This is a genomic window from Streptomyces sp. NPDC053755, assembly GCF_040677675.1.
In the GTDB taxonomy this organism is placed as follows: Bacteria; Actinomycetota; Actinomycetes; order Streptomycetales; family Streptomycetaceae; genus Streptomyces.
This window is the reverse complement of sequence record NZ_JBFASK010000029.1, coordinates 44763-64699: the sequence shown is the minus strand read 5'-3', so window position 1 is coordinate 64699 and position 19937 is coordinate 44763. Positions and strand designations below refer to the sequence as shown.

The 19937-nt window shown below is 72.3% G+C and carries 23 protein-coding genes; 10 read left to right on the top strand and 13 right to left on the bottom strand.

The features are described from left to right. Positions 1–78 precede the first annotated feature (78 nt). The 3 genes from AB0K65_RS24875 to AB0K65_RS24865 form a co-directional block, all read right to left on the bottom strand. A complete protein-coding gene (locus tag AB0K65_RS24875; RefSeq protein ID WP_365720089.1) occupies positions 79–1248 on the bottom strand; it encodes a mannosyltransferase family protein in 1170 nt (389 codons plus the stop codon). Between the two features lie 229 nt (positions 1249–1477). Continuing rightward, positions 1478–1867, bottom strand: a complete 390-nt coding sequence (locus AB0K65_RS24870; RefSeq protein ID WP_365720087.1) for a hypothetical protein — start codon at positions 1865–1867, stop codon at positions 1478–1480. Next, the gene (locus tag AB0K65_RS24865) at positions 1860–2357 is read right to left on the bottom strand and encodes a SigE family RNA polymerase sigma factor (RefSeq protein WP_365720134.1); all 498 of its coding nucleotides are present in this window, start codon (positions 2355–2357) and stop codon (positions 1860–1862) included. Before AB0K65_RS24865 ends, AB0K65_RS24870 begins: the two co-directional genes overlap by 8 nt. Before the next feature lie 249 nt (positions 2358–2606). Between AB0K65_RS24865 and AB0K65_RS24860 the strand changes: the two genes are divergently transcribed. After that, positions 2607–3608: a glutathione S-transferase C-terminal domain-containing protein gene (locus AB0K65_RS24860; protein ID WP_365720132.1), complete on the top strand. Its 1002-nt coding sequence runs from the start codon at positions 2607–2609 to the stop codon at positions 3606–3608. A gap of 45 nt (positions 3609–3653) precedes the next feature. On the opposite strand, the gene AB0K65_RS24855 is transcribed toward AB0K65_RS24860, so the two are convergent. The 4 genes from AB0K65_RS24855 to AB0K65_RS24840 form a co-directional block, all read right to left on the bottom strand. Then, on the bottom strand, positions 3654–4769 hold the full coding sequence (locus AB0K65_RS24855; protein WP_365720085.1) for an AI-2E family transporter: 1116 nt from the start codon (positions 4767–4769) through the stop codon (positions 3654–3656). A gap of 81 nt (positions 4770–4850) precedes the next feature. Continuing rightward, the gene (locus AB0K65_RS24850; protein WP_365720084.1) at positions 4851–5072 is read right to left on the bottom strand and encodes a helix-turn-helix transcriptional regulator; all 222 of its coding nucleotides are present in this window, start codon (positions 5070–5072) and stop codon (positions 4851–4853) included. Continuing rightward, a complete protein-coding gene (locus AB0K65_RS24845; protein ID WP_365720082.1) occupies positions 5072–5569 on the bottom strand; it encodes a DUF2975 domain-containing protein in 498 nt (165 codons plus the stop codon). Before AB0K65_RS24845 ends, AB0K65_RS24850 begins: the two co-directional genes overlap by 1 nt. Positions 5570–5658: 89 nt before the next feature. After that, positions 5659–6501, bottom strand: a complete 843-nt coding sequence (locus AB0K65_RS24840; RefSeq protein ID WP_365720080.1) for a glycosyltransferase family 8 protein — start codon at positions 6499–6501, stop codon at positions 5659–5661. 176 nt (positions 6502–6677) lie between these two features. Between AB0K65_RS24840 and AB0K65_RS24835 the strand changes: the two genes are divergently transcribed. The 3 genes from AB0K65_RS24835 to AB0K65_RS24825 all read left to right on the top strand — a co-directional run bounded on the left by AB0K65_RS24835 (position 6678) and on the right by AB0K65_RS24825 (position 9532). Continuing rightward, complete coding sequence (locus tag AB0K65_RS24835; protein ID WP_365720078.1) at positions 6678–7070, top strand: VOC family protein; 393 nt, start codon at positions 6678–6680, stop codon at positions 7068–7070. 82 nt (positions 7071–7152) lie between these two features. Next, positions 7153–7722, top strand: coding sequence for a PadR family transcriptional regulator (locus AB0K65_RS24830; protein ID WP_365720076.1), 570 nt, complete (start codon positions 7153–7155; stop codon positions 7720–7722). A 79-nt stretch (positions 7723–7801) separates the two neighbouring features. Continuing rightward, complete coding sequence (locus AB0K65_RS24825; RefSeq protein WP_365720074.1) at positions 7802–9532, top strand: acyl-CoA dehydrogenase family protein; 1731 nt, start codon at positions 7802–7804, stop codon at positions 9530–9532. An 89-nt stretch (positions 9533–9621) separates the two neighbouring features. Here the strand turns inward: AB0K65_RS24825 and AB0K65_RS24820 are convergent, their stop codons facing one another. From AB0K65_RS24820 to AB0K65_RS24800, 5 genes are all read right to left on the bottom strand, one after another. Continuing rightward, complete coding sequence (locus AB0K65_RS24820; RefSeq protein ID WP_365720072.1) at positions 9622–10797, bottom strand: phospholipase D-like domain-containing protein; 1176 nt, start codon at positions 10795–10797, stop codon at positions 9622–9624. 173 nt (positions 10798–10970) lie between these two features. Then, positions 10971–11237: a DUF4235 domain-containing protein gene (locus AB0K65_RS24815; protein WP_365720070.1), complete on the bottom strand. Its 267-nt coding sequence runs from the start codon at positions 11235–11237 to the stop codon at positions 10971–10973. Further along, complete coding sequence (locus AB0K65_RS24810) at positions 11234–11803, bottom strand: DUF3618 domain-containing protein (RefSeq protein ID WP_365720068.1); 570 nt, start codon at positions 11801–11803, stop codon at positions 11234–11236. The genes AB0K65_RS24815 and AB0K65_RS24810 overlap by 4 nt, the downstream gene beginning before the upstream one ends. Then, entirely contained in the window at positions 11800–12219 is a 420-nt protein-coding gene (locus AB0K65_RS24805; RefSeq protein ID WP_365720066.1) for a phage holin family protein, read from the bottom strand. Before AB0K65_RS24805 ends, AB0K65_RS24810 begins: the two co-directional genes overlap by 4 nt. Before the next feature lie 118 nt (positions 12220–12337). Then, positions 12338–13351, bottom strand: coding sequence for a YihY/virulence factor BrkB family protein (locus AB0K65_RS24800; protein WP_365720064.1), 1014 nt, complete (start codon positions 13349–13351; stop codon positions 12338–12340). 272 nt (positions 13352–13623) lie between these two features. Between AB0K65_RS24800 and AB0K65_RS24795 the strand changes: the two genes are divergently transcribed. The 3 genes from AB0K65_RS24795 (at position 13624) to AB0K65_RS24785 (ending at position 16680) form a co-directional block, all read left to right on the top strand. Next, positions 13624–14427 carry a PRC and DUF2382 domain-containing protein gene (locus AB0K65_RS24795; protein WP_365720062.1) on the top strand — a complete coding sequence of 268 codons (804 nt, stop codon included), beginning with the start codon at positions 13624–13626 and terminating at the stop codon, positions 14425–14427. A 148-nt stretch (positions 14428–14575) separates the two neighbouring features. Beyond that, positions 14576–14998, top strand: coding sequence for a VOC family protein (locus AB0K65_RS24790; RefSeq protein ID WP_365720060.1), 423 nt, complete (start codon positions 14576–14578; stop codon positions 14996–14998). Between the two features lie 155 nt (positions 14999–15153). Next, a complete protein-coding gene (locus AB0K65_RS24785; RefSeq protein ID WP_365720058.1) occupies positions 15154–16680 on the top strand; it encodes an MFS transporter in 1527 nt (508 codons plus the stop codon). Between the two features lie 52 nt (positions 16681–16732). Here the strand turns inward: AB0K65_RS24785 and AB0K65_RS24780 are convergent, their stop codons facing one another. Next, on the bottom strand, positions 16733–17584 hold the full coding sequence (locus AB0K65_RS24780) for a class II glutamine amidotransferase (protein WP_365720056.1): 852 nt from the start codon (positions 17582–17584) through the stop codon (positions 16733–16735). Positions 17585–17718: 134 nt separating this feature from the next. Between AB0K65_RS24780 and AB0K65_RS24775 the strand changes: the two genes are divergently transcribed. The 3 genes from AB0K65_RS24775 to AB0K65_RS24765 all read left to right on the top strand — a co-directional run bounded on the left by AB0K65_RS24775 (position 17719) and on the right by AB0K65_RS24765 (position 19934). Next, positions 17719–18969, top strand: coding sequence for a glycosyltransferase (locus tag AB0K65_RS24775; RefSeq protein WP_365720054.1), 1251 nt, complete (start codon positions 17719–17721; stop codon positions 18967–18969). A 100-nt stretch (positions 18970–19069) separates the two neighbouring features. Next, complete coding sequence (locus tag AB0K65_RS24770; protein WP_365720052.1) at positions 19070–19786, top strand: DUF6338 family protein; 717 nt, start codon at positions 19070–19072, stop codon at positions 19784–19786. After that, positions 19758–19934 carry a hypothetical protein gene (locus AB0K65_RS24765; RefSeq protein ID WP_365720050.1) on the top strand — a complete coding sequence of 59 codons (177 nt, stop codon included), beginning with the start codon at positions 19758–19760 and terminating at the stop codon, positions 19932–19934. Before AB0K65_RS24770 ends, AB0K65_RS24765 begins: the two co-directional genes overlap by 29 nt. The last annotated feature ends 3 nt before the right edge of the window (positions 19935–19937 follow it).

Sequence of the window (19937 nt, the reverse complement as noted above, 5' to 3'; positions counted from 1 at the left end):
GGTTCCCGCCCCGGCCCGTCCGGCCGGGCCAGGCCCGCGGGGCCCGCCGGCCGGGTGTCGGCGGGTCATCCGGGCGGGTCATCCGGCCCAGCGGCCCGTCATGAAGGCGACGGCGAAGACCACGGTCAACGGCACGGTCAGGATCAGGTACACGGCGGCGAACCGGGGCCTGCGGCGGGCCCACTGGGCGAGGCCGGTCCACAGGGGCCACCACAGGAGGGTGGCGCGCGGGATCGAGGTGTACCAGTACGAGGTGCCCAGGGCCCACAGGCTGAGGGCGACGTACAGCGCCTCGGGCCAACGGCGCCGGCGGACCAGCACGCCGAGGAGGACCAGGCCGAGGCCCATCGACACGAGCTCCGCCTGGAACATGAAGGCGTAGGGCGTCGTCTGGCCACGGGCGAAGGCCGCCTCCCAGGTGTGGGACCAGGCCGTCCACGGGGCGTGGAAGTCGCGGTACCAGCCGCGTTCCTGCGCGTGCTTCCAGGCCATCCAGTCGCCGGTGTGGGCGTGCAGATACAGGGTGTAGAGGGCGGGCGGGACGACGGGAAGGGCGGTCCACGGCAGTCGGCGCCAGTGACGGCGGTCGGCGTGCGCGGCCAGGAGGAAGTGGAGGGCGATGCCGGCGGCGAGGAACAGGCCGCTCACGCGGACCGTCGTGGCCAGCGCGGTCAGCGTGGCGGCCGCCGCCCAGGCGTGACGCCGCGCCGCCAGCCAGGCCGGCAGCGCCAGGGCCAGGAACAACGCCTCCGTGTATCCGGCGGCGAGAAAGATCCCGCAGGGCGAGACGAGCAGGAAGAGCACGGCGCGGCGGCCGCCGTCGGTGTCGGGCAGGTGGTGCCGGGCGATGCGTGCCAGGGCCAGGACGGCGACAGCGCCGGCGGCGAGCGAGATCAGCAGTCCGGCGGCCGTCCAGTGCGGCACGAGCAGGTGCACGGCGCGCAGCAGGAGGGGGAATCCGGGGAAGAACGCCTCGCGGTTGTCCCCCACGGCCTCGGCGGAGGCGGCGCCGGGGGCGGGGTCGGGGAAGTAGCCGTCCCGGGCGATGTGGAGGAAGTGGCCCCAGTCCCAGTGTTCGAAGGGGGTGAGGACGCCGGCCGGCTCGCGCGTCTCGCCGTCGGCGGGGAAGAGCCACCGCGAGCAGTACGCGACGATCCACAGGCCCGCCCGGGTGGCCAGGTAGAGGCAGAGCACCTCCCCGTCGCCGTGCCGGAGCCGCAGCGCACGCCGGACGCGCTCGGGGATCACGGCCCGGCCGCCCCGGGCGCGGGCGGCGGGGCCCGGTTCCGCCGACTCCGGTGGGCGGGCTCGGTGGGGAGCGGCGGGCGAGGCAGCGTGTGCGGCCTGGCGTATCTCGGGCGGTGAAACCGGCATTCGGCGCTCTCTCGGGTGGATGCGGGCATGCTCGACCGCCCCGTGGCCGCGGCGCGGGCGCGGGGGTGAGCGGGACGGTGGGGTCGCGGGAAGGCCGGCCCGGTCAGGGCCGGGTGGTGGTGGCTCCGCCGGCCGGTGGTGTGGTGACGGTCGCGGAGGCGCCGCCGGGTCCCAGGGAGGCCGTCGGGGTCGACGAAGGCGGTGAGGTGGTCGACGGCAGGGTGGTGGGTGCGGGAGACGGACGGCTGCTCGGCGCGGGCGAGGGGGTGGTGGCGGGGGGTGCCGGCGCCGGGCGGCCCGTCACCAGGGCGGCCGCGGCCGCGCCGCCGCCGAAGACCAGGCAGGCCGCCGCGGTGAGACCGGCCAGGCGGCGCCGCCTCGCCCGCCTCCCTCGCTCGGCGATGCGGGCGAACGGCGGGGCTTCGGCGCGGGCCTGCCCGGAGTGCGCCGCCTGCTGGAACAGTCGCCGCAACGGGTCGTGGGAATCAGGCACCGGGGGCCTCCTCCATGCGTGGGTCCTGCAGACGGTCGGCGAGTGCGGTACGGGCGCGGGTCAGGTGCGTCTTGACGGTGCTCGCGGACATGCCGGTCTCCGCGGCGATCTGCTCCACCGTGAGGTCGCACAGGTAGTGCAGGGCCACGGCCCGGCGCTGACGGTCCGGCAGCCCTCGCAGGGCCTCCACGAGGACGATCTCCCCGGGGCCGGGCCCCGCGACGTCCGGCGGCGCTCCGGTCCGCTTCCACGCCTCCGCCGAGCGCCGCCCGAAGCGCCATCTGCTCACCGCGAGCCGCCAGGCGACCGTTCTGATCCACGCCTCCGGCTGTCGGCCCCGGTCAAGCTGCCGTCGCCGGGCCCAGGCCCTGACGAAGGCCTCCTGCACCACGTCCTGCGCCTCGTGCAGGTCGCCGAGCATCACGTACAGCTGCCCGGTCAGACGTGCGACCGTCTGGGCGTAGAACTCTTCGAACTCCTCGACGGTCAACAGCCACTCCTGGATCTCTCGCTTCACCCCGCATACGCCCGGCGCAGGGCGTCCGGTCGACATGGGGAGCGAAGAAGCGTGGTGACGCTCGTCACTCCGGGGGTTCCCCGCCGATCCTGCCGCGCTCGCGTCGCCCGGTGACGCGCCTCGCCGCGCCTCGCGGCGGGTCGCGGCGGGTCGCGGCGGCGGCGTTCGAGTGGTCCCCGCGTCGCCGGGGCGCTTCCGGGGTAGGCGGACGGTGTGAGTTACGTGAATCCCGGCGGGGAGTACTCCCGCGACAGCCGCTACCTCACGACCCGGATCACCGCCGACGGACGGGACGGTTTCCCCGTGGAGCCGGGCCGCTACCGACTGGTGGTCAGCCGGGCCTGCCCGTGGGCGAGCCGGGCGGTCATCGTGCGGCGGCTCCTCGGCCTGGAGGACGCGCTGCCGATGGCCGTGGCCGGGCCGACGCACGACGAGCGCAGCTGGACGTTCGACCTGGATCCCGGCGGCCGCGACCCCGTGCTGGGCATCGAGCGGCTCCAGGAGGCGTACCTCGCCCGCGACCCCGGCTACGACCGGGGTATCACGGTCCCGGCGATCGTCGACGTGCCGACCGGGGCGGTGGTGACGAACGACGTCCCCCGGATCACGCTCGACATGGCGCTGGAGTGGGCGCCGTACCATCGCGAGGGTGCTCCGGCGCTCTATCCGGAGGCGCTGCGGGCCGAGATCGACGCGGTGAACGAGGTGGTCTACCGCGAGGTGAACAACGGCGTCTACCGCGCCGGGTTCGCCGGGTCCCAGGAGGCGTACACCGCCGCGTACGACCGCTTGTTCGCCCGTCTCGACCGGTTGTCGGAGCGGCTCGAACGGCGTCGGTACCTGGTCGGCGACACGATCACCGAGGCGGACGTGCGTCTGTTCACCACGCTCGTCCGCTTCGACGCCGTCTACCACGGGCACTTCAAGTGCAACCGGCAGAAGCTGTCCGAGATGCCGGTGCTGTGGTCCTACGCGCGGGACCTCTTCCAGACCCCGGGGTTCGGTGACACGGTCGACTTCGACCACATCAAGCGGCACTACTTCGTGGTCCAGAGCGACATCAACCCGACCGGTGTCGTGCCGGCCGGCCCCGATCTCTCCGGGTGGCTCGCGCCGCACGGCCGTGAGGAGCTGGGCGGCCGGCCGTTCGGCGACGGGACCCCGCCCGGCCCGGTCGCCGCCGGGGAGGCCGTCCCGGCGGGCCACTCGCCCTCCGGCGGGTGAGCCGCGCCCGGGACGGACCGGGCGGGCGTCAGGGCGCCCCGGGGGTCACGACGGGACGGGGGCGTCCGTGCGCGGCGCTTCGGCCGCCGGGTCGCGGGGCGGGTCGCTGAGCTGCTCGCGCAGGTAGTTCCAGACCACGGCCAGTACGGCCGCGAGCGGTACGGCGAGCAGGCTGCCGACGATGCCCGCCAGACTGCCTCCCAGGGTCACGGCCAGCAGGACCACGGCCGCGTGGAGGCCGAGCCCCCGGCTCTGGATCATGGGCTGGAAGACGTTGCCCTCGAGCTGCTGCACGACGACGATGATCGCGAGGACGATCAGCGCGTCCGTCGGACCGTTCGACACGAGCGCGATGAGCACCGCGACGAATCCGGCGAAGAGCGCGCCCACGATCGGGACGAACGCCGACACGAAGGTCAGCACGGCGAGCGGAAGCACCAGCGGAACGCCCAGGATCCACAGGCCGAGGCCGATGAAGACGGCGTCGAGCAGACCGACGAGCGCCTGGGACCGGACGAACGCCCCCAGGGTGTCCCAGCCACGCTCGGCCACGACCGGGACGTCGGTGGCGAACCGGCCGGGGAGCTGGCGGGTCAGCCAGGGCAGGAAGCGCGGGCCGTCCTTCAGGAAGAAGAACATCAGGAAGAGCGCCAGGACGGCGGTGACGACTCCGTTGAGCACCGTGCCCACGCCGGAGACGACGGCGGTGACCATACTGCCGACGCTGTCCTGGACGCGGGCGATCGCGGAGTCGAAGGCGCCCGTGATCTGGTCGTCGCCGATGTTCAGCGGCGGCCCCGCGGCCCACTCCCGCAGCCGCTGGATGCCTTCGACGACGCCGTCCGCCAACTCTCCCGACTGGGAGGCCACCGGTACGGCGATGAGCGCCACGATGCCCGCGGCGACGAGCAGGAACAGCACGGTCACCACCGACGCGGCGAGGGCGGGAGGCCATCCGCGGCCGCGCAGGAAGCGCGTCAGGGGCCAGGTCAGCGTGGTGAGGAACAGTCCGACTATGAGCGGCCATACGACCGACCACATCCGGCCCAGCACCCACACGGCCACCGCGACCATCACCAGGACGAGCAGCGATTCGGCCGAGACGCGCGCCGCCGTGCGCAGCGCGCCGGCGACTTTTCCGGAATTCAACGTGGCAGACATAGGGGCCACCCTATGGACAGCCCCGCCGCGCCTCGACGTCGCCGCCGGTCAAGGGCGCCCGCCGGAACGGCTGACGTGGCGTCAGCCGTCGGTCGCGGGCTCGGCCTCCCAGCGCAGCAGGTCCCCTGGCTGGCAGGCGAGCACGTCGCAGAGCGCGGCGAGCGTCGCGAAGCGGACGGCCTTGGCGCGGCCGTTCTTCAGCACCGCCAGGTTGGCCGGCGTGATCCCGACGCGCTCGGCGAGCTCCCCCACGGACATCTTCCGTTTGGCCAGCATGACGTCGATGTCGACGACGATCGGCATCAGATCACCTCGTCCAGCTCGGCCCGCATCTTCGACGCCTCGACGTCGCGCTCGACGGCCTGGGCGAGCAGCATCCGCAGGACGAGCACGATGAGCGCGAGGCCCAGGATGGCGAGACTGGCCCCGCAGACGAGGAGGACGACGCCCGGGGCGACGGCTTCGCCGGGGGCCAGGACCACGGCGAGCGCGAAGACCAGGACGGCCGCGGCCACGAACGCGCCGATCACGATGTGCACGTAGCGGAAGGCCGCGGGGGAGAACACCGTGCCGCGCCGCACCATCGTCACCAGCCGCCACACACAGAGCAGGACGACCTCCGCCGTCACGAAGCCGAGGACGATGATCACGAGGAGCGGGGTGCGCAGATACGCGTACTCCGGCTTCAGGCCCTCCATGTCCGCGGCCAGCAGCGGCACCATCACCGCCTGGACGAACACCGATCCGGCGAGCAGCGCCACGAGCACGGCGCGCAACGCGAGCACGGTCAGTTTTCCCATGATCTCTCCCTCGATCGAGCTACGATTGAAATCTATCGAGATTCGATAGGTGAGGGCAAGCGGGAGGGTGGCCTTCGGGTCGGCCGGGCTCAGGCGGGACTCTCCGTCGGCCAGCCGGTGCGCCGCAGATACGTCCCGTACACGGCCTGGCAGCGGGTCGCGTGGGAGGCGCCGAGCCAGGGCTTCCCGGGCCCGAGGAAGTGGATGATCCTCGGGCGGGCGCCCTGGCCCTCCTCGAAGATCTCGTCCTCCGCGGGGCAGTTCCACGCCCGGGGGAACTCCGCCCAGCGTCCGGCCGCGACGGCGTTGAGCGCCTCCTGGTCCGCGAAACGCATCGCGGGATGCGTGCGGGCGTAGGAGAGGGCGCGCTCGCGGATGCGCAGCTTCCGCCAGCGGTCGAGGTCGATGACCATGACGCCGGCGTTGAAGTACTTGGCGCGGGCGGAGAGCCGCAACTCACGGTAGTCCGGGACACCGTACGGGGAGGAGACGTAGGGGATGCCCTTGTCCTGCGCCGCCGCGAAGGGATGGCCACCGAGGGCGACGTGCCACAGCAGGGAGGCGTCCCCCAGCACCAGCACATCTGCGTCGAGATAGATCATCCGGCGGTAGACCGGCGGCAGCAGCTCCGGCAGGAACCACCGCCCGTAGACGTTGCGGTTGAGGTGCGGCACGAACTCGTGGTCCGAGAGGGGCAGTCCGTCCAGGTCACGCGGGGACGGGAGCCGCAGGAAGCCGACGCTCGCACGGTGGGCCCAGGCGGCGACGAGGCGGCCGCGCGAGCGCTCGGATATGCCGAGGTCGAGCACCACGAACTCCAGGGGATCGTCGCCCGCGAGGTGGTCGATGAGCGAGCGGCCCGCGACCGCGAGCGGAAGGGCGTACGCCTCGTCGACCGCGAACCCGACACAGGTCCTGCCACTCCCGGCCATCCGCCCCCCCCCCATTCGGCCCGCCCGCCCCCGGCGCCCCGCCCGGTCCACCCGGCCGCGGCGCACTGGAGTCCTCGCCGTGTGCGGCGCCCGCCAAACCTCCCCGCAGGCCCCCGCTAGGGTGGTCGGCCACCTCCCTACGGCCCCTTGGGCCCCACGCAGCTACAGGAGTCGCGATGCCCCTCCCGATGAGACTCTCGGCGATCACCCTCGACTGCGCGGACCCGGAGGCGCTGGCCGCCTTCTACCAGCGGCTCACCGGCTTCGCGCCCCACCCGGAGTCCGACGGCGACTTCGCCGGCCTCACCGGCGCGGACGGCTTCTTCCTCGGCTTCCAGCGGGTCGACGACTACCGGCCGCCCCGCTGGCCCGGGCAGGACGCGCCGCAGCAGTTCCACTTCGACTTCGAGGTCGACGCCGACGACCTCGGCGCGGCCGAGGCCGTGCTGAGGGAGGCCGGCGCCGTGAAGGCGGAGCACCAGCCGCGGGAGGACGGATGGCTGGTCTTCACCGACCCGGCCGGGCATCCCTTCTGCGTGGTCGCGCGCCGGAGTACGTCCTCGCCGTGAGGTCGCCGGCGACGGGGTGAGGCGCGTCTCATCGGGGCGGCGATACTTGTTTATGCAACTCGTTGCATACGAAGATCGGGGCATGGCACTCGAACACGCGATCCTCGTGTCGCTGCTGGAGCAGCCGGGCTCCGGCTATGAGCTGGCCCGGCGGTTCGAGCGGTCCATCGGCTACTTCTGGACCGCCACGCACCAGCAGATCTACCGCGTGCTCAAGCGCATGGAGACGGACGGCTGGGTGGATGTCCGCGAGGTCCCCCAGCAGGGCCGGCCGGACAAGAAGGAGTACTCCGTCGCCCCGCTGGGGCGGGACGCCCTGTCCGGATGGCTGCACGAGCCGATCGAGCCGGAGAGCGTCCGGCACGACCTCGCCGTGAAGATCCGCGGCGCCGCCTTCGACGACCCGGCCGCGCTGGTCCGCGAGGTCGAGCGCCACCACCAGGCGCACACCGACCGGCTCGCGCGATACCTCGCGGGCGAGCGACGCGACTTCACCGGGGCGCAGGCCCCCGCTCCCGCCGAGCCGCCCGACGCGGGCCGCGAGCTCCAGCACGTGGTGCTGCGCGGCGGCATCGCGTACGAGCGGATGACGCTCGCCTGGCTCGACGACGTACTCGCCACCCTCCGCGCCCTAGGGCCGGCCGGCCGCTGAGACGGCCGGGGCCGCGGCGCCCCTCCTCCTTCGTTCCCGATCCCACCCGACTCGACCGACGCCGGAAAGGCGGACCCCCATGGCCGACCCGCTGCTGTTCAACCCGCGTACGTACGACCCGGCCCACTTCGACCCCGAGACGCGCCGGCTGCTCCGCGCCACCGTCGACTGGTTCGAGGAGCGCGGCAAGCGCAGGCTGATCGAGGACTACCGTTCGCGTGCCTGGCTCGGAGACTTCCTCGCCTTCGCGGCCAAGGAGGGGCTCTTCGCGACCTTCCTCACCCCCGCGTCCGCCGCCGGCGCCGGACAGGAGGAGGGCGACAAGCGCTGGGACACCGCCCGGATCGCCGCCCTCAACGAGATCTTCGGCTTCTACGGGCTCGACTACTGGTACGCCTGGCAGGTGACCATCCTCGGTCTCGGCCCGGTGTGGCAGAGCGACAACGCCGCCGCCCGCGCCCGCGCGAGCGAACTCCTCGCACAGGGGGAGGTGTTCGCCTTCGGCCTGTCCGAGAAGACCCACGGCGCCGACATCTACTCCACGGACATGCTCCTGGAGCCGGACGGCCGGGGCGGCTTCCGTGCCACCGGCTCCAAGTACTACATCGGCAACGGCAACGCCGCCGGACTGGTCTCCGTCTTCGGCCGCCGCACCGACGTCGAAGGGCCCGACGGCTACGTCTTCTTCGCCGCCGACAGCCGCCACCCGGCCTACCACCTGGTGAAGAACGTCGTCGACTCCTCCAAGTACGTCAGCGAGTTCCGGCTCGATGACTACCCCGTGGGGGCCGAGGACGTCCTGCACACCGGTCGCGCCGCCTTCGACGCCGCGCTCAACACGGTCAACGTGGGCAAGTTCAACCTCTGCACCGCCTCGATCGGCATCTGCGAGCACGCGATGTACGAGGCCGTCACCCACGCCCACCAGCGCATCCTCTACGGCCGCCCCGTCACCGCGTTCCCGCACGTGCGCCGCGAGCTGACCGACGCGTACGTCCGCCTGGTGGGCATGAAGCTGTTCAGCGACCGCGCCGTCGACTACTTCCGCTCCGCGGGACCCGACGACCGCCGTTACCTCCTCTTCAACCCCATGACGAAGATGAAGGTGACCACGGAGGGCGAGAAGGTCATCGACCTGATGTGGGACGTCATCGCCGCCAAGGGGTTCGAGAAGGACAACTACTTCGCCCAGGCCGCGATCGAGATCCGGGGACTGCCCAAGCTGGAGGGCACGGTCCACGTCAACCTCGCGCTGATCCTCAAGTTCATGCGCAACCACCTGCTGGACCCCGCCGACTACGCTCCCGTGCCGACCCGCCTGGACGCGGCCGACGACGCCTTCCTCTTCCGGCAGGGCCCGGCCCGCGGCCTGGGCTCCGTACGCTTCCACGACTGGCGGACGGCCTACGACGCGTACGCCGAGGTCCCCAACGTCGCCCGCTTCCGCGAGCAGGCCGACGCGCTGTGCGCGTTCGTCACCACCGCCGCTCCCGACGAGGAGCAGAGCCGCGACCTGGACCTGCTGCTCGCCGTGGGACAGCTCTTCGCGCTCGTCGTCCACGGTCAGCTGATCCTGGAGCAGGCGCGCCTGACCGGCCTGGACACGGACGTGCTGGACGAGCTGTTCGCCGTCCTCGTACGGGACTTCTCCGCGCACGCCGTCGAGCTGCACGGCAAGGACTCCGCCACCCCGGCGCAGCAGAGCTGGGCCCTGGACGCCGTCCGGCGCCCCGTCGTCGACGAGGCCCGCTCGGGCCGCGTGTGGGACAGGGTCGAGGCGCTGGCGGGCGCGTACGAGATGGCGCCGTGACGCGCTGACGGCCCGGTGAACGCGCCGTCCGCGGTCGTCGGTGGCGCCGACGACCGCGGACGGCGCCTCCGGCCGGCCGTCCGCGTCGGCTACTGCAGGACCGATTCGGCGCGCATGGCGAGGAAGTTCGCCTTGTACGCGTCGTGCGCCGCGGCTCCGGGGACCCGGATGATCGCCTCGTCGTTCTCGCGCAGCGAGGAGATGTCCAGGTTGTGGGAGCCGGTGAAGGTCCACTTCGTGTCGGGGTGGCCCGCGTAGTTGCCTTCGATCAGCAGGTACTTCGAGTGCACGAAGTAGCCGCCCGCGTCGAGGTGGTAGGGCTTGATCCGCGGGTGGCCCTGGAGCGTCGCCAGGTCGTTGGAGTCCTTGTAGACCACTTCGATCCAGCAGTCCTGGTCGGCGAGCGAGCGGAGCTTGGCCGCGATCTCGTTCCGGTGCAGGGCCCAGGCGGCGATCCGCACGACGGTCTTGTGGGAGGCGCTGCCGACGGTCGTGTTCCCGGTGCAGGTGACGTTGTCGAGGAAACCGAGCACGATGTCGCCGGATTTCTGCGGGAAGAAGTAGTACTTCAGGTCCCCTGCCTCGCCCTGCCGGTAGTAGTCGTCCGACTTGGCCATGGCAGCGAGGTCGTCGAAGTAGCCGGTGTAGGCCGTGTAGAGGGCGGTGTTGCCGACGACGGTGTACGCGTTGTTCCACTGGCGGGTGACCGCCGAGGCCGTCTGGTTGGCCGAGCTCTGGATCACCACGTCCTCGGCGACTCCGGCGTCACCGACACGGGAGAAGGTGAAGAACTTGTTGTGGTTGATCGGGTTGGTCCCGCCCTGCGCGATGCAGGCGCCGCCCTCGGTGCACACGCGGACCCACGAGGGCTGGGTGCGGTCGGTCCCCAGTGCGCTGATCAGCTTCTGCGCGGGCGCCGGGTCGGGCGCCTCCACGGACTTGTGGTCGAGCACGACACGGACGTTGACGCCGCGGTTGTGCGCCGCCACAAGGGCGTCCGCGTAGTCCTGGTCCTGCATCACATACAGTGCCGCCCGCAGCGTCCGGCCGCTCTGGGTCTTCCCGATCGCCCCGATGATGTGGTTCTTGACGGCGTTCTGCTCGGCCGCCGTTCCCTTCGGGTTGTTGAAGACGGCTCCGGTGACGACCGGAGGGGTGTCGTCGGCGGCCGCGGGCGCGACGGCCGAGAGCATCAGGGTGAGGGCGACCGACACGGTCGCCCAGAAGCGCTGACGAATGGTTCCTCCTCGGGTGAATGGTGGCATGAGCCTGCCATGCACCCTCGAAGGCGCCGACGGAGGGGGTCCGCACCGGAGGGGTCCCCACGACGTCAGCGGCGAACCGGCCGGGCCCGAGAAGGGCCCGGCCGGTTCGCCGCTGAGGGACGGCGCCGCTCGTGTCCGCGCGGCACGCGTCAGGCGCGTCCGCGCGGCCCGCTTCAGGCGGGCCAGGTACCGGTCAGCCGACGGGTCGCCTTCGCGCCCGAGCGGTCGACGGCCGCCTTCACCACCGCGAAGACCGCGCCCTGCAGGGCCGCGGCGAGCAGGATCTCCCGCCAGGTGCGTTCCTCGTCCATGGCGTCGGGAGCGTCGTCCTCGTGGGCGATCATCTTCCACGTCTGCTTGAAAACCGCGCCGGCCAGCATGCCGCCGAGCATGCCGAGCGTCAGGCCGACCGGCCGGTAGACGAGCTTGGAGCCCTTCACCTGCATCCTCCCTTCCGCGGGCGGCGCGACGAACGGACGCGGCGCGCGACGAGCAGGACGCCCAGGGCGCCGCCCGCGACGACGAGCAGCGCGGTGCGGTTCTCCCGGGCCTTCCGGGCCGTGCGGCCGGCCTGCTCCCGTACCGGTTCGGGGGTCCTGTCGTGGGCGAGCTGTCCGGCCCGGCCCGCCTTGTCCCCGAGCAGTTCCGCGGCCCGCCCCGCCTTGTCGCGTACCGGCTCCGCCGTCCCGCTCTTCACCCGGTGGGCGGCGTGCGCCGCCTTCTCCCGTGCCTGCGCCGCCTTGTGCTCAGCCTCGTGACGGGCGTCGGCGGCCTTCTCCCGGACCCGTGCGACCCGCTGGCTCGCCTCCGCCTTCACGTCCGCCGCCTTCTCCTTCGCGCGGGACTTGACGTCGGCCTTGGCGGCCAGCGCCTCGACGGTCTCCCCCAGCTCCTCGCGGGTCCGCTCGACCTGGGCCCGCAGTTCCTCCGGCGTGGACGCGGAGCCGTCGTTCCCCGACCGCTCGGGCGGGGTGCCGCCGCTCGCGTCATGCTTGTCGGTAGTCATCGGTGCGCCTTCTTCTTGATCTCGGCGACGTCCTCCTTGACCGACGCGACGGCCTGCTCGGGCGTCGGAGGGGTCGCCTTGCCGATCTGCTGCTTGCCGGTGGCCGCGAGCACCCCGGCGATCACGGCCAGGAGACCCGCGACGATGAGGGCCGACGCCCACACCGGCAGGGCCAGGGCCAGGGCGGCGATGACGGCCGCGGTCAGCGCCTGGAGTGCGAGGATGCCCACGAGGCCGGCGCCGCCGAAGAGGCCGCCGCCGACACCGAACCGCTTGCCCTTCTGTCTCATCTCCGCCTGGGCGAGCCGCATCTCGTCGCGGACGAGTTGCGACAACTGCTGGGAGGCGCGCTGGACCAGTTCGCCAACCGGCTCCTCCGAGCCGCTGGTGTGGCGTTGGCGTTCGACGGTGGCCATGCTCGTTCACCTGTCCTTCGGGGGCTTCGGTTCGCCCATGGGTGTCTTCGCCGTCGTCATGTCACGTGGCTGCGGTTTCCCCTCCCGCCCGGTCTCACACCCGAGCGGGCCGGCGGTCTCACTCGGGCCCTCGCATGCGCCGCTTGTCCCGCTCGTCCCACGCGCGGGTGTCGCGCGGCTCGACGTACGGCTCCTCGTCCTCCGGGTGTCCGCCGGCGATGGCGCGCTCGCGGGTCATCTCTGCGTCGAACTCCAGGCCGAGGAGGATCGCGAGGTTGGTGATCCACAGCCACAGCAGGAAGATGATCATTCCCGCGACGGTTCCGTAGGTCTTGTTGTACGAGCCGAAGTTCGCGACGTAGAACGCGAACCCGGCGGAGGCGACCATCCAGATCAGCAACGCGAGGAAGCTGCCCGGGGTGACCCATCGGAAGCCCCGGCCCCGCGCGTTCGGCGTCGCCCAGTACAGGAGGGCGATCATCATGGTGACCAGGAGCAGCAGCACCGGCCACTTGGCGATGGACCAGACGGTCAGCGCGGTGTCCCCGATGCCGAGCGCGGTGCCGACCTGGCGGGCCAGCTCGCCGGTGAAGACGACGATGAGGGCGCTGACGACCGCGAGGACCATCAGCACGATGGTCACCACGAGGCGGACCGGGAGGACCTTCCACACCGGCCGGCCCTCGGGGATGTCGTAGACGGCGTTGGAGGTCCGGATGAAGGCGGCCACGTATCCCGACGCCGACCAGACGGCGAGGACGAGACCGACGACCGCCATCAGCGAGCCGACGCCCGCGTTGCCCTGGAGCTGCTGCACCGCGTTGGTGATCACGTCCCGTGCGGCGCCGGGGGTGAGGCGGGTGAGGTTGTCCAGCACGCTGTCCGTCGCCGACTTCCCGACGACTCCCAGCAGGGAGATCAGCACCAGCAGCGCGGGGAAGAGGGACAGCACTCCGTAGTAGGTCAGCGCCGCCGCCCGGTCCGCGAGTTCGTCGTCCTTGAACTCCGCGACGGTCCGGCGCAGGATCGCCGACCAGGACTTCTTCGGCATCTCGGTGGGTGTGTCCGGGGCTTCCCGCTCCACCCGCGCGTCCGGGCCGAAGCTCTCTTTCTCGCCGTCGCCGGGGCGCATCCCTTCCCCGTCGGCATCCGAAGCGTGCCGAAGGGCCCGAGAAGCGCGCCGGTGCCTGAAGTCGCTGAGCCGTGTCATGCGCAGCGGGTACCCACGCCGCGGTCATACATGGCCGCCAGGTGGGGGACGCCGGCGACGGCCGCTGACCTCGGGCATCGCGTGTCCGGCCGCGGTAGTTGAAATCCGAGCCAGAAATGGTGCCTTTTTGGGTGTTTTCATCGGAATTCGTCGGTTATGCGCATCGGTGACCCCGACAGGAAGCAGGAGGGAACATGATCACCCGAGAGCAGATCCCCACCGTGCTCGACCACCCGGTGTACGACGCCGAGGGCAGGAAGGTGGGCGACGCCAAGCACGTCTACCTCGACGACGCCACCGGCCTCCCCGAGTGGGTCACGGTCAAGACCGGCCTGTTCGGTTCCGGCGAGTCCTTCGTCCCGATCAAGGACGCCGCCGTGGTCCAGGACCACCTGGAGGTTCCGTATCCCAAGGACAGGATCAAGGACGCGCCGAACATCGACGTCGACGGCGACGGCCACCTGTCCGAGCGCGAGGAACGGCGGCTCTACGAGTACTACGGCATCGACTGGGACGACGCCTGGCAGCGGGCCAACCAGCCCGGCGCGGGCGGCTGGGCCCAAGCCGGTACCGACGCGGGGACCGGCGGGGAGACGGACACGGGACGCGTGCGCGACGACGCGATGACCCGCTCCGAGGAGGAGATGCACGTCGGAACCGAGCGCCGCGAGGTCGGCCGGGCGCGCCTGCGCAAGTACGTGGTCACCGAGGAGGTCCAGCAGACCATCCCGCTGCGCCACGAAGAGGTCCGCGTGGAGCGCGAGCCCATCACCGACGCCAACCGCGACCGGGCGATGTCCGGCCCGGAGATCTCCGAGGCCGAGTACGAGGTCACCCTCCACGAGGAGCGGCCCGTCGTCGAGACCCGGGCCGTCCCGGTCGAGCGCGTCAGCCTCACCCCGGAGGAGGTCACGGAGGAGGAGACGGTCGTCGGCGAGATCCGCAAGGAGCACATCGACGTCGAGGGCGAGGAAGACCCCCGCAGGCGGGGGCGCTGACCTCCTGCCCCTGCCCCGACACCGCGCCCGCCCGGTCGGCGAGCGGGTGCGGCACCGGCCCCGACTCCCGTCCGCCCGCCGCGCGTTCACGCGTGGCGGGCCGGGCGGTGTCCGGCGTGGAGGAGCGGGCTCGGGGCACACGCGCTGTATGACCGTAGCCAAGACCTGTGTCCTCGTACTCGACTGCGCGGAGCCCGAGCGGCTCGCGGAGTTCTACGCCTCCCTGCTCGGCGCCGACGTGGAAGCCGGCGGGGATCCCGACTTCGTGGTCCTCACCGGCGGCAGCGGGACCGTCCTCGCGATCCGCCGGGACCACGGGTACGCACCACCCAGTTGGCCCCGTCCGGACGACGCCCAGCAGGCGCACGTGCGCGTGCTCGTCGCCCCGGAGGATCTTGACGAGGCGGAACGTGAGGCAGTCGCCCTCGGAGCGAGGCCGGTGGCGGCGGTGACGCAGCCGTTCGTGCCCGGCGCTCGGGAGGACCGCCGGCACGAGGAGCGCACCTTCGCCGACCCCGCGGGCCACTCCTTCACCCTGGCCCCGGCGGCGCCCGACGAAGGCGTCCGCTGAGGAGTGTCCGCAAGCCGCCGTACGCCCCGGCTCGGGCCGGGGCGGTGTCGTGTGGTGAGGTCCCGCCGTCGCCCTCATGCTTGACCCGGCGTCGGGTGGGCATGGTCCGCCCGGTTCCGGGCATCGGGAGGGGGTCGTTCGACGGAGAGGGAACCATGACAACGCAGTCAGCGGCCTCTGTGCCCGCCCCCGCGGAGAACACCGTCACCACGGCCGTCCCGGCCCGCCTGGACCGCCTGCCGTGGTCACGCTGGCACTGGATGATCGTGATCGGCCTCGGCACCGTCTGGATCCTGGACGGACTGGAAGTCACGATCGTCGGAAACGTCGCGGGCCGTCTCGCCGAGGAGGGCAGCGGCCTCGACATCACCTCCGCGCAGGTCACCGGCATCGCCGCCGCGCTGTACGTGGCAGGCGCGTGCTCGGGCGCCCTGTTCTTCGGGTGGCTGACCGACCGTTACGGCCGCAAGAAGCTGTTCATGGTGACGCTGGCCGTCTATCTCGCCGCGACCGCCCTGACCGCCCTGTCGTTCGAGACCTGGTGGTTCTTCCTCTTCCGGTTCTTCACCGGCTTCGGGATCGGGGGCGAGTACGCGGCCATCAACTCCGCGATCGACGAACTGATCCCGTCCCGGTACCGCGGCCGAGTCGACCTCATCATCAACGGCAGCTACTGGCTGGGCGCGATCGGCGGAGCCCTGCTCTCCATCGTCATGCTGGACACCGACATCTTCCCCGCCGATGTCGGCTGGCGGCTGAGCTTCGCCCTCGGCGTCGTCCTCGGTCTGGTCATCCTGCTGGTGCGACGGCACGTGCCGGAGAGCCCTCGGTGGCAGTTCATCCACGGCCGGGGCGAGGACGCCGACAAGCTGGTCACGGCTGTCGAACGGGAGATCGAGGAGGAGAAGGGCTCGCCGCTGCCGCCGCCGGACCGCGAGATCACCATCCACCAGCGCAAGAGCATCGGCTTCGGCCTCATCGCCAAGACGGTCTTCGGACGCTACCCGCGCCGCGCGGTCCTCGGCCTCTCGCTCTTCATCGGCCAGGCGTTCCTCTACAACGCCATCACCTTCGGCTTCGGCGCCATCCTCACCACGTTCTTCGACGTTCCCACCGGTCACACCGGGTACTACTTCGCCGTGATCGCCGCGGGCAACTTCCTCGGCCCCCTGCTGCTCGGCAAGCTCTTCGACACCCTCGGTCGCCGGATCATGATCTCCTCGACGTACCTGCTGTCGGGCGTCCTGCTCTTCGGTACGGCCTGGCTCTTCGACCGGGGATCGCTGACGGCCACGACGATGACGGCCTGCTGGTGCGTGGTGCTGTTCTTCGCCTCGGCGGGCGCGTCGAGCGCGTACCTGACCGTCTCCGAGGTCTTCCCCATGGAGACGCGCGCCATGGCCATCGCCTTCTTCTACGCCATCGGCACCGCGGCCGGCGGCATCAGCGGCCCGCTGATCTTCGCGGAACTCACCGAGTCCGGCGTCGTCGGGGACACGGTGCTGGCCTTCCAGATCGGCGCCGGACTGATGTGCGCGGCCGGCCTGGTGGCGGTCTTCCTGGCCGTCAAGGCCGAACGCCGCTCGCTGGAGGACATCGCCGAGCCGCTGTCGGTGGCCCGGCCGGGCGCGGAGGCGGGCACGGCCCCGGCGGGCACCCCGGGACACCGTACGGCGATGTGAGACACCGCGCCGCGTCACAGACGCCCCGCCCGGGCCGGCCCGGGCGGGGCTCCTACGGAACCGCCACGGAGTCCTCGGTCAGCGGGACGAACGGCTGGAGGAAGTCCCCGCTCCCCCGCACCAGGCCGTAGGTCGCCTCGGGAACCTCGAACCAGGCGCCGGGCAGCCCGCTGAGCGGTTCCGACACCACGAGGCGGCTGTCGTCGCTCAGGCCGTCCAGGAACTTCAGGTCGGGGTGGAGTCCGCGCAGCGTCTCCACCTCGGCGCTGTAGTACAGGGAGCGCGACCGCCGCTCACTCGAATAGCGGAAGACCCACAGCCCGTCGCCGTCGGTCACCGCGACCGTCATCTGGAGCGGGTTCTCCACGCCATGGTCCCGGCCCAGCGTCTCCACATGACCCGCCATCCGGGCGACCGCGGCGGGCGGGTCCTGGTCGAGGCCGTAGGTGAGGGCGAGGTAGAACATGACCTCGGAGTCCGTCGACCCCTCGATGTCGGCGAACAGGGACGGGTCGATGCGCAGGCACAGGTCCCGGCGCAGCCGCTGGAACTCGCTGATCGCACCGTTGTGCATCCACAGCCAGCGCCCGTGCCGGAAGGGATGGCAGTTGGTCTGCTGGATCGCCGACCCCGTCGAGGCCCGGATGTGGGCGAAGAAGAGGTGGGAGCGGATGTGGGACGAGATCTCGCGGAGGTTCCGGTTGTTCCAGGCGGGCCCGGTGTCGCGCACCACCGCCGGCGTGGGCAGGCCGGTGCTGTACCAGCCGATGCCGAAACCGTCGCCGTTCGTCGTCTCGACGCCCATGCGGGAGTGCAGGCTCTGATCGATCAGCGAGTGCGCCGGGCGGTACAACAGGGAGTCCAGGAGAACCGGGGTTCCCGAGTAGGCGAGCCATCGGCACATGCTGTGTACTCCTTCCCCGCGTCCGCAGGGGCACGCGGGCACCTCCATCATCACGCCTCGTCAGGGGTGGCCGCCAGGCGGCGCGCCGCGGGCGGTGAACCGATCGGCCGCCACCGCCTGCCATCATGGTCACGATGCGTGTCGCACTGATGACAGCGGGATCGCACGGTGACGTGGCGCCGTTCACCGGGCTCGGCCACGGCCTGGCGCGAGCGGGGCACGACGTCACCGTGGTGACCCATGAGTCGTTCGCCGGGCTGGTGGGCAGGGCCGGCCTCGGCTTCCACGGCCTGCCCGTCGACCCCCGCGCCGAGCTGCGGTCCGAGCACGGCCGGAGACTGCTCTCCAGCAGAAGCGGCCCCGGGAAACTGGCCTGGGTCCTCGCCATGGCGCGGCGACTGGTGGGCGACATGGCGCAGGGGATGCTCGAGGCGGCCCGCGCGAGCGACGTACTGCTGCTCTCGGGGTCGGTCGCACCGATGGGTCACGCCATCGCCGAGGGCCTCGGGCTGCCGAGCCGGGGCATGTGCCTGCAACCGCTCGCGCCGACCCGGGACTTCCCGCCGCCCGTCGTGGGCACGCGGTCCTGCGGCCGCGCCGGAAACCGGTGGGCCGGGCGGGCGGTCAACGCGGCCCTGGACCTGGTGTTCGCCGAGGCCGTCCGCGCCCTGGAGGGGGAGCTCGGCGTGCGGCACCGCCGCTCCCGGGCCCGGCGCCGGGCCCGGGAGCGGCAGGACTGGCCGGTGCACCACGGCTTCAGTCCCTCGGTGCAGCCGCGCCCCGCCGACTGGCGCCCCGGGCTGACGGTCGACGGGTACTGGTGGCCGTACGATCCGCCGACCGCCGAACTCCCCCGTGACGTGAGGGACTTCCTGGACGCGGGGCCCGCCCCCGTCTTCGTCGGGCTGGGGAGCCCGACCGTGCCGGACCCCGAGCGGGTGAGCGGGCTGATCGTGCGGGCGTTGCGGACGGCCGGGCTGCGGGGCGTGGTGCAGTCGGGGTGGAGCGGTCTGCGGGTCGAGGGGGACGACGTGCTGACGATCGGCGAGGTGCCCCACTCCCTGCTCTTCCCCCGGATGGCGGCCGTCGTGCACCACGCGGGCGCGGGGACGACGGCCGCGGGATTGCGGGCGGGTGTCCCGGCGGTGCCCATGCCGGTGTGGTTCGACGGAGCGTTCTGGGCCGCCCGCCTGGCGACGCTCGGCGTGTCGCCCGGCCCCGTCCCCCTGCGGCGGTTCACCACACCGGACGTCCTCGCCGCCGCCCTGACCGCCGCCACGACCGATCCCGCCTATCGCCGGCAGGCCACCGCCGTCGCCGCGCGGCTGCGCGGGGAGGACGGGACGGAGCGGGTGCGCGCCGCGCTCGACCGCCCCGGCTCCTGATCCGGGACGACCCGCCGCTTCGCGCGGCACGCGGGGGCCGGGCGACGTACCGTGTGATCAACAGGGTCGGTGAGGCGCGGCGCGGGGGGAAAGAGGGCCGATGGTTCCGGGGACAGTGCAGCAGTTGACCGTCCTGCTGGTCCTCGTGCTGCCCGGGGTCTTCTACCAGGCCGTACGTGAGCACCTGCGGGGCGCCGTCGCCTCCGAGCAGGAGCCGCAGAACCGTCTCGTACGCGCGATCGCGGCGGGCGCGCTCCTCGACGCCGTGTACGCGGTCGTCGCGGGTCCGTGGCTGGTGCGGGTGCTCACGGGCGAGGGGGCCGGGCCGGTCGCCGGCGTGCTGCGGCAGCCCCGTGAGGCGGGTCTCGCCGCCCTCGTGCTGGTGGTCCTGGTGCCGGCGGGGGTCGCCTGGGCGGAGGCGGCGTGGGGCAGACGGCGCAGGCGTGCGCGGTACGAGCCGACGCCGACGGCGTGGGACGCGCTGTTCCGCGAACGGGGGTCGTGTTTCGTCCGGGTCCGGCTGAAGAACGGTCTGTGGGTGGGTGGTTGGCTGGGGACGCGGTCGGCGGTGTCGGCCTATCCGCAGCAGGGGGACGTCTATCTGCAGGCGCAGTACCGCATGGGCCCCGACGGCACGTTCCTCGGGCGGGTGCCCGGCACGGCCGGCGTGTACGTGCGGGCCGCCGACGTCGACGTACTGGAACTGCTGCACCCGCCGGACCCGGTCCCGGCGCCCGTCCCGGCGCCGTCCGCGGAAGCGGTGAACACACGAGAGGAAGGAGCAGAAGGTGGCGCGGCACGAAGGACAGCCCTCTGACGAGGAGTTGGACGCGCTGATCGCGGAGTTCTCCGAGCGGCGCACCTACCGGCCCACCGACGACGTCCCCGAGCCGGACGAGGTGCCGCAGGCGCCCTCCGGGACCGCGATGGGCGATCCCGGGGACCCCGTGGCCTCCGCGGGCTGAGAG